15 protein-coding genes are annotated in these 12,811 nt (G+C 68.9%); 2 read left to right on the top strand and 13 right to left on the bottom strand.

Going from position 1 to position 12,811, the window contains the following annotated elements:
- Both E3O67_RS05045 and E3O67_RS05040 read right to left on the bottom strand, forming a co-directional pair.
- Nucleotides 1–779: hypothetical protein (locus E3O67_RS05045; RefSeq protein WP_135102137.1), on the bottom strand; the 779-nt coding region annotated here is incomplete at its 3' end.
- Nucleotides 776–1,129: a hypothetical protein gene (locus E3O67_RS05040; RefSeq protein WP_134427983.1), complete on the bottom strand. Its 354-nt coding sequence runs from the start codon at nucleotides 1,127–1,129 to the stop codon at nucleotides 776–778. The genes E3O67_RS05045 and E3O67_RS05040, both read right to left, overlap by 4 nt.
- Before the next feature lie 141 nt (nucleotides 1,130–1,270).
- Between E3O67_RS05040 and E3O67_RS05035 the strand changes: the two genes are divergently transcribed.
- Entirely contained in the window at nucleotides 1,271–1,798 is a 528-nt protein-coding gene (locus tag E3O67_RS05035; RefSeq protein WP_134427981.1) for a low molecular weight protein-tyrosine-phosphatase, read from the top strand.
- Nucleotides 1,795–3,177, top strand: a complete 1,383-nt coding sequence (purB, locus tag E3O67_RS05030) for an adenylosuccinate lyase (protein WP_134427979.1) — start codon at nucleotides 1,795–1,797, stop codon at nucleotides 3,175–3,177. Before E3O67_RS05035 ends, purB begins: the two co-directional genes overlap by 4 nt.
- Nucleotides 3,178–3,199: 22 nt before the next feature.
- Here the strand turns inward: purB and E3O67_RS05025 are convergent, their stop codons facing one another.
- From E3O67_RS05025 to rplI, 11 genes are all read right to left on the bottom strand, one after another.
- Nucleotides 3,200–3,454 (bottom strand): hypothetical protein, encoded by a 255-nt coding sequence (locus E3O67_RS05025; protein ID WP_134427977.1) that lies wholly within the window; start codon nucleotides 3,452–3,454, stop codon nucleotides 3,200–3,202.
- On the bottom strand, nucleotides 3,451–4,050 hold the full coding sequence (locus E3O67_RS05020) for an HdeD family acid-resistance protein (RefSeq protein ID WP_134427976.1): 600 nt from the start codon (nucleotides 4,048–4,050) through the stop codon (nucleotides 3,451–3,453). Before E3O67_RS05020 ends, E3O67_RS05025 begins: the two co-directional genes overlap by 4 nt.
- Before the next feature lie 89 nt (nucleotides 4,051–4,139).
- Nucleotides 4,140–5,402 carry a Dyp-type peroxidase gene (locus E3O67_RS05015; RefSeq protein ID WP_134427974.1) on the bottom strand — a complete coding sequence of 421 codons (1,263 nt, stop codon included), beginning with the start codon at nucleotides 5,400–5,402 and terminating at the stop codon, nucleotides 4,140–4,142.
- Complete coding sequence (locus tag E3O67_RS05010; protein WP_135102135.1) at nucleotides 5,402–5,944, bottom strand: copper chaperone PCu(A)C; 543 nt, start codon at nucleotides 5,942–5,944, stop codon at nucleotides 5,402–5,404. Before E3O67_RS05010 ends, E3O67_RS05015 begins: the two co-directional genes overlap by 1 nt.
- Before the next feature lie 85 nt (nucleotides 5,945–6,029).
- Complete coding sequence (locus tag E3O67_RS05005; protein ID WP_167726492.1) at nucleotides 6,030–6,629, bottom strand: copper resistance protein CopC; 600 nt, start codon at nucleotides 6,627–6,629, stop codon at nucleotides 6,030–6,032.
- Between the two features lie 196 nt (nucleotides 6,630–6,825).
- A complete protein-coding gene (locus tag E3O67_RS05000; protein ID WP_135102131.1) occupies nucleotides 6,826–7,440 on the bottom strand; it encodes a hypothetical protein in 615 nt (204 codons plus the stop codon).
- A gap of 96 nt (nucleotides 7,441–7,536) precedes the next feature.
- Nucleotides 7,537–8,910: an NAD(P)(+) transhydrogenase (Re/Si-specific) subunit beta gene (locus E3O67_RS04995; RefSeq protein WP_134427966.1), complete on the bottom strand. Its 1,374-nt coding sequence runs from the start codon at nucleotides 8,908–8,910 to the stop codon at nucleotides 7,537–7,539.
- Nucleotides 8,907–9,230, bottom strand: a complete 324-nt coding sequence (locus E3O67_RS04990) for an NAD(P) transhydrogenase subunit alpha (RefSeq protein ID WP_135102129.1) — start codon at nucleotides 9,228–9,230, stop codon at nucleotides 8,907–8,909. Before E3O67_RS04990 ends, E3O67_RS04995 begins: the two co-directional genes overlap by 4 nt.
- Complete coding sequence (locus E3O67_RS04985) at nucleotides 9,230–10,387, bottom strand: Re/Si-specific NAD(P)(+) transhydrogenase subunit alpha (RefSeq protein ID WP_135102141.1); 1,158 nt, start codon at nucleotides 10,385–10,387, stop codon at nucleotides 9,230–9,232. The genes E3O67_RS04990 and E3O67_RS04985 overlap by 1 nt, the downstream gene beginning before the upstream one ends.
- Nucleotides 10,388–10,526: 139 nt before the next feature.
- Nucleotides 10,527–11,918, bottom strand: coding sequence for a replicative DNA helicase (gene dnaB, locus E3O67_RS04980; protein WP_134427962.1), 1,392 nt, complete (start codon nucleotides 11,916–11,918; stop codon nucleotides 10,527–10,529).
- A 443-nt stretch (nucleotides 11,919–12,361) separates the two neighbouring features.
- Entirely contained in the window at nucleotides 12,362–12,811 is a 450-nt protein-coding gene (rplI, locus tag E3O67_RS04975) for a 50S ribosomal protein L9 (protein ID WP_134427960.1), read from the bottom strand.

Below are 12,811 nucleotides of genomic sequence, written 5' to 3'. Positions count from 1 at the left end.
GCGCCCGCGTGCGGCGGGCCGAGGGCGCGCGCCGGGCCGTCGAGTCGCTCCACCGACACGGGGGTCTCGCGCAGCAGGCCAAGGGGCCGGGCGAGCCCGACCAGGCCCGCGGTGGTCGTCGTCACCCCGAGCAGGCCGAGGCCCTCGTCGCCGAGGGCCACTGACACCGGGAACGGCACGCCGGCCCGGCCGGCGGCCGCGTCGTCGGCCGACGAGACGATCACCCGCACCAGTGCGACCAAGACCGGGTTGGTCAGGGCCCGCGCATGCGCCCGGAACCAGGCGCCGACCTCGGCAGTCGCGTCGCCCGGGTGCCGACCGGTGACCAGCCCGCGAAGCAGGAGCCCCACCGCCGCGGCCGTGAGGCTGGGCATGGCCGCCAGGGCCAGGAGCGGGGCCAGCAGCCCGAGGGTGGAGCCCAGCCATGCTCCGGACAGGCCCGCTGCCCAGTCCCTGAGCCGCTCGGCCCGGCCGTAGCCCTCCGCCGCCTCGATGAGCGCGTCGGCGAGGGTCTGGCTGCGTTCCGCGACGCCGACCAGGGCGGACCGGGCCGCGAACACGCTGATCCCGGCGCCGGGCCCGCCCGTCACCGGGCCGCCGGAAGGGTGGGAATCCAGTGATTGGATGCGCGCCAGCCGCACCAGCCAGTCCTCGGCGTCGCCCTGGAGCAACCGCAGCCGCGCCGCCTCGGCCAGCAGCGTATCGGTCGCGACGAGCGTGCTCCCACCGCCGGACACGATCAGGGCGTCGCCCGGGCCGCCGGGCGGTTCACCGGTCATCGGGACACCGAGGCCGGAGCATCGCCGGGTGCCAGAGCCGGGACCGGACCCCAGGCATCGGCCTCGGCCAGGGCCGCCCCGACCTGATCGATCGCGGCCACCACCTCGGTGAGGGCGGTGTCGAGGAGGCCGGCGGCCCGTCGCAGCTCGCCGGCCAGGTCGCTGCGTCGGCGGTCGTAGCCCCGTTGGGACTCGGAGCGCCACGAGCCGGTCAGGTCGCCGGCCGAGAGCCCGCCGGCGGCGATGTCGACGTCGTCGCGGAGCCGGCGCAGCAGCATCCGTTGCTGCCGGAGTCCGTCTAGGCGTGCCGACAGCGCGTAGTCGGTCAGAATCGTGCCCGGAATCTCCATGTCTGCCCTCCTGCGCGCCGCCGATTCGCTGCCAGTGAGCGTGCCACCCCCGGCCATACCGGTGGTGCCGAATCCGAGAGTTCACGGAACATGCCGCCCGGCGGCGGCTGTGGAGGAGTCCCGGTGCAACACAATGGGGTCATGGACATTGTGTCGACCACGCCCGATGAGTCCACACCCTTCCGCATCGTGTTCGTCTGCACCGGCAACATCTGCCGCTCGCCGATGGCGGAGGTGACGCTGCGCGACCTGATCACCCGCTCCGGCCTGGGCCGGTTGATCACGACCAGCTCGGCCGGCACCGGGGACTGGCACGTCGGCGAGCAGGCAGACCGGCGCACGATCGCCGCCCTGGCCGCCCGCGGCTACGACGGCCGCCACCACCGGGCCCGCCAGTTCGACCCCGAGTGGTTCGCCGACCTCGACCTGGTTGTGGTGCTCGACCGTGCGCAGGAACGAATTCTGCGCAACTGGGCCACAACCGAGCGAGACCGCAACAAGGTGCGCCTGCTGCTCAGTTTCGATGCGGCCCAGGCGCCCCTGCTCGACGTTCCGGACCCGTACTATTCCGACGATGCTTTTTTCGACACGGTTCTTGGCATGATTGAGAGCGCAAATGAAGCGCTCTTCGCGCAGCTTGCACCCGCAATCCGACAGGGAGTCCGATGAGTCCGTTACCGCCCCAGGTCCTCAGCCCACTCGATGGCCGCTACCGCGCCGCCGTCACCGAATTGGGCGAGTACCTGTCCGAGGCCGGTCTCAACCGGGCCCGCGTGCAGGTCGAGGTGGAGTGGCTGATTACCCTCACCGACCGCAGCCTGTTCGGCTCCGTGCCGCTGAACGCCGAGCAGAAGCTGGCCCTGCGGGCTCTGGTCACCGACTTCGGCCAGGCGGAGATCGACGAGCTGGCCGTATTGGAGGCCACCACCCGGCACGATGTGAAGGCCGTTGAGTACCTCGTTCGCCGCCGTCTCACCACCCTGGGCCTCGACCACATCAGCGAGCTCACCCACTTCGCCGCCACCAGCGAGGACATCAATAACCTGTCCTACGCGCTGACCGTCAGCGACGCCGTGCGCGAGGTCTGGCTGCCCAAGTTCCGTGCCGTCATCGGCGCCCTGCGCCTACGCGCGTTCGAGTACCGCGCCGATTCGATGCTGGCCCGCACGCACGGCCAGCCGGCGACGCCCACCACGGTGGGCAAGGAGCTCGCAGTGTTCGTCTACCGGCTCGAGCGCCTGGCCTCGCAGGTCGAGGGCAGCGAGTACCTGGGCAAGTTCAGCGGCGCCACCGGCACCTTCGCCGCCCACGTCGTGGCCGATCCCGCCGTCGACTGGCCGGCTGTGTCCCGCGGTTTCGTCGAGGGCCTCGGGCTCACCTGGAACCCGCTGACCACGCAGATCGAATCCCACGACTGGCAGGCCGAACTCTACTCGCGGGTCTCCCACGCGAACCGGGTACTGCACAACTTGGCGACGGATGTCTGGACCTACATCTCGCTCGGCTACTTCCGCCAGATCCCGCAGGTCGGGGCCACGGGCTCATCGACCATGCCGCACAAAATCAATCCCATCCGGTTCGAGAACGCGGAGGCCAACCTCGAGCTGTCCAGCGCGATCCTCGACTCGCTCGCGGCGACACTGGTGACGTCGCGGCTGCAACGCGACCTGACCGACTCCACCACGCAGCGCAACATCGGCGTCGGCTTCGGGCACTCCCTGCTCGCCCTCGACAACATCGTGCGGGGCCTCGGCGAGATCGACATCGACCGCGCCATGCTCGCCCGAGACCTCGACGCGAACTGGGAGATCCTCGGCGAGGCGATCCAGACCGTGATCCGCGCCGAGGTGTCGGCGGGGCGCTCCACGATCGAGGACCCCTACGCCCTGCTCAAGGAACTCACCCGCGGCAAGCGCATCAACCGGGACGACCTGGTGGCCTTCGTCACGGGGCTGGAGATCGGCGACGCCGCCAAGGCGCGGCTGCTCGAGCTGACCCCGGGCAGCTACGTCGGCCTCGCGGACCCGCTGCTCGACTACCTGACGTAACGGCTGCGCGGGCCGGTTCCGATCAGAGGCCGCGGTTCTGCTCGTCGAGGTCGGACCGCTCAGCCGGGTTCGGCTTCATGCCGAGCACGAGCATCGCGATCACCACGAGCACGAGAATGAACGTGCCGCCGAAGCCGATCAGCGCCAGCACCACGTCCCGGGTGCTCATCAGAACCGTGAGGCCGAGGAAAACGGCCATCACGGCGGAGAATCCGACCAGCTCGATCGGCTTGAGCTTCTCGGAACGGCTGGGCTTGCGCGGGGTGTTCTGGGTCACAGGGTGTCCGAATCGTTGGGTGAGGCCGTGCGGGTGCGGGCGGCATCCGTGCCGGCCCACTTGAGGGAGAACCCGGCGATGGCCAGGTAGACGCCGAGCAGCACGAGGTAGGCGCCGAACAGGCCGACCGACACCACGGCGTTGGGCGGCAGCAGCAGGAAGATCACGGCCAGCAGGGCGGTGACGGCGCCGACCAGCAACCAGTCACGATCGGCCGGGTCGCGCCGACGCGCACGGATGCCGCTGTACAGCTCGAGGAAACCGGTCACCGCCGCCCAAACGGACACCAGGAAGAGGAAGAACCCGAGCCCGCCCGCGTGGAAGACCAGCGCGAGGAGTCCGGCGGCGACACCCACGGCGCCCTGCACCAGAAAGAGGGACCGCTCCCGCGGGTCGGCGAGCGCACGCCGGCTGAGCAGACCCACGGTGAGGCCGCTGACCAGCGCGAACCCCCCGAACATGAACAGGCCGAACTCCGCGGAATGATCGGCGTTGAACGTGATCGCGGCCGCCGGGATCAGGGCAAGGGCGGCGCGCAGCACCGGCACCAGCCAGTACCGGCCTGTGGTGGACTGTGGAGCCTGGGCGTTCGCCACGCGGCGACCTCTTTCATTGCGGGTTGAGTCGGATCCAGTCTACGCGGGCGGCCCTGGGCCTCCGCCGGGCCCAGGGTCGCGCAGGAAGGTCAGAACAGGGTGTCCCCGATGTAGCCGTTCTTCGTGCATCCCGGCGGAATCGCGAACACCGCGGAACCGATCGGGGTGGTCCACTCGTTGAGCAGGTCGAGGGTGTCGAGGCGCGTCTGGATGGGGACGAACTGTGCGTCGACATCCGCCTGGAAACAGGCGAACAGCAGGCCGGAGTTGGAGACCGCGGCACCGGTGGGTGCGTCGTCGTAGTTGTAGCCGCGGCGATGGATGCGCTGGGCCGTGTTCTCGGAACGGGCGCGGCGCAGGTGGGAGAACTCGGGGATGACCGGGAACCCGAGCGGGGTCGTCGCGGTGAAGTCGGGCACGTCCTGCTCCTGCGTGCCCGTCAACGGCGCCCCATTGGCCAGCGTGCGCCCGATCGCGGACTCGCGGCCCGAGCGGTCGAGCCCGTCCCACTTGTCCAGGTTCATGCTGATCCGGCGCAGGACGAAGCCGGTTCCTCCCACCAGCCAGCCGGGGTTGTCGGCCTGGCTCCAGACCAGGCCATCGAAGTCGGTCGTGCCGACGTCGGGGTTCGCGGTGCCGTCCACCTGGCCGAACAGGTTGCGCATGGTGGTGCCGGGCTTCTCGGAACCGGCCGCCCGGCGGAAACCGGACTGAACCCAGCGCACCGTCGCGAAGGAGCGCAGGTCCTTCAGCAGCATCCGGGTGGCGTGGGCAACGGTCAGCGGGTCGTCGGAGGCGATCTGCAGCAGCAGGTCCCCGTCGTTCCATTCCGGTTGGAGCCGGTCGATCGTGAACGCGGGCAGGGGCCGCAGCCAGCCGGGAGCCTCTCCCCCGGCGACGGCGACGAGGCCGGGCCCGAAGCCGAAGGTGACCGTCAGCCGTGCCGGCACGACGGCCAGTTCGGGTTCGGAGTCGGCCAGGGCCGCCTCGCCCTGGGTGAGCCGGGCGGCGTCGTCGGTCAGGATGCGCATCATCCGGCGGAGTGCGGCCCGATCGACCTCCGGGAGCAGGTTGAGGGCGACGAACGTGACCCGGGACTGCGGCTCGGTGTCGACCCCGGCCTGGTGCACGCCGAAGAAGGGCACGGCCGCGGTGCCGCTGAAGAGCGGCACCGTCTGCGGTGCGGAGGCGCCGATCCCGCCCTTGACGACGACGTCGACGCCGATGGCACCGGCGGCGCCGATCCCCGCGGCGGCACCACCCAGAAGGAGGTGCCGCCGGCTGAGCCGATGGCCGGTTTTGGCCGCCGACTCTTGCTGTTCGCTTACATCGTTCCGTGCGTTGGAACTCACTAGTTGTCGGTGTCCGTATCCATCTCGGGGTCGCCCTCGTACGTTTCGTTGGCGCCGGTGTAGTCCTTGACCGGTGCTGAAAACTCGAGGCTCGACCCGTCATCGAGGGTCAGGGTGAAGGTCGCCTCATCGCCGGCCGTCAGCGGGCCGGTGAGCCCCATCAGCATGATGTGGCTGCCGCCCGGGGCGAGCTCGATCGAGCCGTCGGCGGGCACCACGAAGCCGTCCGGATTCTCCTGCATGACCATGTCGCCGGCGTCGTTGGCGACGGTTTCGTGCAGTTCGATCATCGAGGCCGCGGTCGTCTCGGCCGAGACGACCGTGATGTCCTCGGTGCCGGAGTTCTCGAGCAGACCGAAGGCGCCGGTCATGCCGTCCTCGTTCGCCTTGACCCAGGCATCCGTCATGGTCAGGGTGTCGGCCGCGGTGGCGCTGCCGGTCGTCTCCGCGGGCGTCTCGGTCGCGCCGGCGCAGCCCGAGAGGGCGAGCATCAGTGCGGCGGCGGCAACGGCGAGGCGGGTGGGAGCGGTGTTGAGCTTCATGGGAGTTTCTCCTGTTGTGGTTCGTCGAGTGTTCGGGAAGCAGTGCGGTGCGGGTGCTGCAGGTGCCTCATGTGCTTCAAGTGCTTCACGGGTTGCGGCGGCGCCGGGCTCGCCAGACCATGAGCAGGGCCAAGACGGCGAGCCCGATCAGGGCGCCGATGAGACCCACCACGACCAGTGGGAGTCCCGTTGCGGCGTCGGCGTTGTCTTCCGAGTGTGCGGTGGCCGCGTCGGTATCACTCGACGGGTTCGGCGCCGGGGTCGCAGTCTCGGTTGCCGCCGGCTCGGGCTCCACGTCGCCCACGGTGAATGCGAAGGCGCCCGACACTGGATGCCCGTCGGCGGAGACGACACGCCAGCGAACGTCGTAGGCGCCGTCGGGCAGCTCCGCCGCCACCGGCTGCGTGGCCTGCGACCCCTCGAGCCGCATGTCGCCTTCGGCCCAGTTCTTCTGATCATCGTCGACGACCATGACGATTGCGCCGAGCTCGAGGATCGCGTCCGTGAAGGTGATGGCGATCTCGGTAGGAGCAGGGTCGACCTGCTCACCGTCGGCCGGCTCGGTCAGCAGCACCGAGTCGTGCGCGTTCGCCGCCGGAGCTACCGGGCTGAGAACGGACAGGGCTATCACCAGCACGGTGAGCAAAACGGCAGCAGCCGGGCGACGGGGTGGGGCAGAAGTCATCGAAATCTCCGATTCGTGGAGGGTGGAGGTGAAGCGGGGGTTTCTCGGGAGAACCGCGCACAGCAGTGCCGGTCGTCTCGGGGTAGGCGCGCAGACGCCGAAGGCCTCACCGGGCGCGAGCGGAGCCATCCGGTCGGGGCGTCAGGGAGTCACAGGGGTCACGGCGCCGAGGTCACAGCCGCACAGGATCTGTGCCTCAGAGGGCCAGGGGGGTCAGGGGCGGGCCGCGGCGAAGCACACTCGAGAGCAGCACTCCAAGATCGGCCGGAACGAAGACCCGGCCGAAGGCAGGGCGACCCGTCGCCGCCTGCGCGCCGATCGTGGCCGGGGCGAGGCGTTCGATCAGGACCGCGATGAGACGGTTCGTCGTCTCCTCGAGCAGAGCCCAGAAGGTCTTCTCCCCGCGGCGCAGCGCGGCAATGGTGACGACGGCGGCCAGGGCATGCGCGATCCACATCCAGCCGCCCGGCATGACGCCGGCCGAGTGCATCAGAGGGGAGGCCGACCCGTCGGCGAGGGTCACGGCTCCGTGATGGGACGCGCTCGTCATCGTCACGCCGGAGGCCCCGCCGAGACCGAACAGAACGTGCAGCAGCAGCTGGCTGACCCCGACGGAGACGGACAGTCGCGGTAGCGAGAGACTTTTGCCGGCCAGCAGCACGGACGCGATCCCCGCAAACGCGAGGGCCAGACCCACGCTCAACCAGCCGGGGGCATTGCCGCCCGCAGCCAGGTGGGAAAGGGCGGCGACGAAGACGGCGACGGATGCGGTCAGCCAGCCGCGACCGAAACGCGCCCACCTGCTCGTCATGGCTCTCCCTCGCCCCGGCTCGCCCAAGCCTGGGTCGAATCCCTGCTTGCAGCTTACCGCCCGGACCTGTGCCACGGGCCCGGGCGGGCGTGAGGCTCAGAGCGCGTTGACCGCGCCGAGCACCTTCGTCAGTGAGTCCTTGGCGTCGCCGAACAGCAGAGTCGTCTTCGGGTCGTAGAGCAGCTCGTTCTCGATGCCGGCGAAACCGGGACGCATCGACCTCTTGAGGAACACCACCTGCCGGGCCTCGCCGACGTCGAGGATGGGCATGCCGTAGATCGGTGAGCCGGGCGATGTCTTCGCGGCCGGGTTGACCACGTCGTTGGCGCCGACGACGAGGGCGACATCCGTGTTCTTGAATTCGGGGTTGACCTCGGCCATCTCCTTGAGCGCCTCGTAGGGCACGTTCGCCTCCGCGAGGAGTACGTTCATGTGCCCCGGCATGCGCCCGGCCACCGGGTGGATTGCGAAGACGACCTCGACGCCGCGCGCCTCGAGGGTGGTGGCGAGTTCGGCGATGGTGTGCTGGCCCTGCGCCACGGCGAGGCCGTAGCCGGGCACGATGACCACCCGCTGGGCGTAGTTGAGCAGCACGGCGACGTCTTCCGCGTTGGAGCTGCGCACGGGTCGGTCGCTCTGGGCGGTCGACCCGGCGGTGGAACCGCCCTTGAACGCTCCGAACAGGATCCCGTTCACGCCGCGACCCATGGCGGATGCCATCGCCCGGGTCAGGATCGTGCCGCTGGCACCCACGAGGGTGCCGGCCACCACGAGGAGCAGGTTGCCCAGCACGATGCCTGAGGCCGCGACGGCCAGGCCGGTGAAGGCGTTGAGCAGGGAGATCACGATCGGCACGTCGGCCCCGCCGACGGGGAGCACGAGCAGCGCCCCGACGAGTAGTCCCAGCACGAGCAGTGCGATGGCCCAGCCGGCCGCACCGGTGGCGACGACGAATCCGCCGGCGACGAGGGCGGCCAGGACCACGCCGCCCATCACGATTGCGAGGCCAGGGAAGATGAGCGGCCGGGAACTGATCAGACCCTGCAGCTTGCCGACGGTGACCGCGGAACCGGAGAACGAGACGGCCCCGATGAGCATCGTGAAGACCACGGCGACCTTGCTCCACGGGCTGTCGGTGCTGCCGAGTTCCAGCAGGGCGACCAGTGCCGCGGCGCCGCCGCCGACGCCGTTGAACAGCGCCACGAGCTGGGGCATCTGCGTCATCTCCACGCGCCGCGAGATGGGGGCGGCGATGGCCGAGCCCACCGCGATGGCGATGAGGATGGCCGGGATGTTCTCGATCCGGGCGGAGAGGAAGACGGTGATCACGGCCAGCAGTGCACCGGCGGCCCCGATCAGGTTGCCGCGTCGGGCGGTCTTCGGGGAGGAGAGCCCCCGCAGGGCGAGGATGAAGCAGACCGCGGCGATCAGGTAGAGCAGGCCGGTCCACTCGGGGCTGAGCAGGCTCATTTCGTCGCGTCCTTCGGGTCGGTCTTCGTCTCGGCGCCGGCCGGTTTGCGGGGGGCGAACATCTTGAGCATCCGGTCGGTCACGACGAAGCCGCCGACCAGGTTGGCGGTGGCCATCACCACCGCGAGCAGGGCGACCGCGAGCAGCCACGGCTCCAGGGTCTGTCCGGCAACGATGATGGCGCCGATCAGGATGATGCCGTGGATGGCGTTCGCGCCACTCATCAGCGGGGTGTGCAGCGTGCTCGAGACCTTCGAGACGACCTCGAAGCCGACGAAGACCGCCAGCACGACGACGGTCAGCAGGGTGATCGGATCCATCAGTGTTCTCCTGTCCCGGCGGCGGCCACAGCGGCGGCCGTCGGTTCGTGCCGGATCGTGCCGTCATGCGTCAGGCAGGCCCCGGCGACGACCTCGTCGGTGAAGTCGGGCGTCACCCGGCCATCGACGGTCATCAGGGCGAGCAAGTTGGCCACGTTCTTGGCGAAAAGCCGGGAGGCATCCGCCGGCATCGTGGAGGGAGCATCCTTCATACCGACCAGCGTCACGGAGCCGTCACCGGCCCGGGTGGGCACCAGGGTGTCCGCACCGGCGACAACACCCTCGACGTTCCCCCCGGTTTCGGCGGCCAGGTCGATCACGACCGAGCCCGGGCGCATCGCGGCCACCATGTCGTGCGTGACGAGCAGCGGGGCCGCCCGGCCGGGGATGGCCGCCGTGGTGATCATCACGTCGGCGGCGGCCACGTACGGCGCGAGAAGTTCGCGCTGGCGCACGGCACGGTCTTCGCTGAGTTCGCGGGCGTAGCCGCCCGTGCCCTCCACGGCATCCAGGTCGAGGTTCACGAAGGTACCGCCCATGGAGGTCACCTCATCGGCCGAGGCCGGTCGCACGTCGTAGCCCGACACCCGGGCGCCGAGGCGCTTGGCCGTGGCGATAGCCTGCAGTCCGGCCACGCCTGCGCCCAGCACGAGCACGCGGGCCGGCGGAATCGTTCCGGCAGCGGTCATGTAGAGCGGGAAGAAACGGGGGAAACGGATGGCCGCCTCGAGCACCACCCGGTAGCCGGAGACGAGCGACTGGGAAGTGAGCGCGTCCATCGACTGCGCGCGGGAGATGCGCGGCACCAGCTCGAGGGCGAAGGCCGTGGCGCCGGCCGCGGCCAGGGCGGCCACAGTGGCCAGCTCGGAGGCCGGCGAGGCCAGGCCGACCGTGATCGTGCCGGGGCGGAGAGTGGCCGCGAAGTCCCGGTCGAGGGGGCGGACGTGACAGTAGACGTCGAGGTCGCCCGGAGTGAGGTGCGGCACGACGGTGCCACCGGCATCCGTGTAGGCGGCGTCACTGTGACCGGACGCGTCGCCCGCACCGGTTTCGATCAGAACCTCGAGTCCGAGGGCCATGAGCTGGGTCACTGTCTCGGGAGTCGCCGCAACCCGGCGCTCACCCTGCAGACGTTCTCGTCCGATGCCGACTCTCACGCGCATGTCTCCTTCGTGGCGACCGGCCACGAGCGAGAACGGACCGTTCCGAACGCTTGCGCGGCACTTTCATCCCCGCTCGTAGCGTAGTGCGGTTCGGGTGCCGCCCGGTGTATATGACCGGGCGGCGGCGGCGCGGCTAGGCTCCCGGCACCATGTCCGCAAAGCGGGAATAGTGGCCGTGGAACGCGACCGTGACGGTGCGGGTGGGGCCGTTCCGGTGCTTGGCGACGATCAGGTCGGCCTCGCCGGCACGCGGATTGTCTTTCTCGTACGCGCTCTCGCGGTGCAGGAGGATGACCATGTCGGCGTCCTGCTCGAGCGAACCAGACTCGCGCAGGTCGGAGATGGCCGGCATCTTGTCGGCGCGCTGCTCGGGACCACGGTTGAGCTGGGAGAGGGCGATGACGGGAACCTGGAGTTCCTTGGCCATCAGCTTGAGCGCGCGGGAGAACTCACTGACCTCCTGCTGGCGCGATTCGACCTTCTTGCCCGACGTCATCAGCTGCAGGTAGTCGATGATGACCATCTTGAGGCCAACCCGCTGCTTCAGCCGGCGGCATTTGGCCCGGATCTCCACCAGGGTCATGTTGGGGCTGTCGTCGATGTAGAGCGGGGCATCGTTGATGCGGCCGCGGGTGGCGGCGATGGTGGTCCAGTCGCGCGCGTCGACCGCGCCCTTGCGCATGCTCTGCAGGGGCACGGATGCCTCGGCCGCGAGCAGACGCATCGCAATTTCGCTGCGCCCCATTTCCAGGGAGAAGAAGATGCTGGGCATGTCGTGCTTGATGGAGGCTGCCCGGGCGAAGTCGAGGGCGAGCGTGGACTTACCCAGCGCGGGACGCGCCGCCACGATGATCAGCTGTCCGGGGTGGAAGCCGTTGGTGAGCTCGTCCATGTCGGCGAAGCCGGTGGGAACACCGGTCATCTGGCCGTCTTTGAGCTTGGCGGCCTCGATCTCCTCGATCGCGGCCGTGACCGCGTCGGTGAGTGGAACATAGTCCTCGGTTTCGCTGCCGCCGGTGACGGCGTAGACCTCGGCCTGGGCGGTGTTCACCAGGTCGAGCACCTCGCCCTCACCGGAGTAGCCCATCTGGGCGATGCGGGTGCCGACCTCGACGAGGCGACGGAGGAGGGCCCGCTCGGCAACGATCGAGGAGTAGAAGCCGGCGTTCGCGGCGGTCGGCACGAGGCTCGTGAGGGTGTGCAGGTAGTCGGCACCGCCGGCCCGGGACAGTTCGCCGAGCTTGGTGAGCTCGTCGGTGACGGCGATGACGTCCGTCGGCTCGCCCTGGGCATAGAGCGACAGGATTGCATCGAAGATGATCTCGTGCTTGGGAATGTAGAAGTCCGCGGCGCGCACGGTCTCGACGACATCGGCGACGGCATCCTTGCTCAGCATCATTCCGCCGAGGGCGCTCTGCTCGGCGAGAAGGTCGTGCGGGAGCGTTCGCTCGGTGTGCCGGGCTTCCAGTCCTCCGCGCGAGTCGACCCCGCGCTTGTCGGCCAGACCCAAGTGAGAGATCGACACTTGTGCCTCCTTTAGTCGTGGTGCAGTTCTATCAGGGCCCTCCGACATCGCTGCCGGACCCTGTGCACACCTCGATTGCGGCCGCCTGCCCACCATACGGACCCGGCTCGGCGGACAACAAACCACCCTGTGGATAAGCCTGTGGAGAATCTGGGCGAAACGCCGCGTGTCTTGTGCACAAGCTGTGGAATCAACTGTGGAAAACTTAAGTTTTCTTTCGAAGAATATACGTTTGATCAGCTATTAAATCTATTCACAGCTGTGTGAAGAAAACCTGTCTAAAGTACGTGTTGAATCTTGTCGAGGTGTGGGAAAACCTGTGTACAGTCCCTCATGTTCGAGGCCGAAAATCACCCCCGGTTGGGTGTGCGGCATTGCTTAAACAGGTGTAGCGGTGGGTTCCTTTCGGAACCCACCGCTACCCGAGCGTGAAGCTGAGATGCTTACTTGGCAGCTACCACCAGCAGTGTGATGGTGGCGCTCAGTTCGTCACGAAGACGAACCGTTGCCTGGTGCTCACCGGTCATCTTGATCGGGCTGAGCTCGATCTTGCGCTTGTCAAGGGCGCCGAGACCGGCTGCGGCAACTGCATCCGCAACATCCGTGGTCTTGACGGAGCCGAAGAGACGTCCGCCTTCGCCGGCCTTGACGACCAGCTTGACCTTGGCGTTCTCGAGTGCAGCCTTGAGGGCCTGCGCGTCTTCGAGGGTGGCGTGCTCGCGGGCTACGCGAGCGGCCTTGATCTGCTGAATCTGCTTCTCGCCACCGCGAGTCCAGGAAACAGCGAATCCCTGCGGGTAGAGGTAGTTACGGGCGTACCCGTTCTTGACCTCGACGATGTCACCGGGTGCACCGAGGCCGGAGACCTCGTGCGTCAGAATGATTTTTGACAT

The organism is Cryobacterium sp. TMT3-29-2 (assembly GCF_004564305.1).
GTDB lineage: Bacteria > Actinomycetota > Actinomycetes > Actinomycetales > Microbacteriaceae > Cryobacterium > Cryobacterium sinapicolor.
The sequence above is the reverse complement of the archived record's forward strand: the minus strand, read 5'-3'. Positions and strand labels throughout refer to the sequence as shown.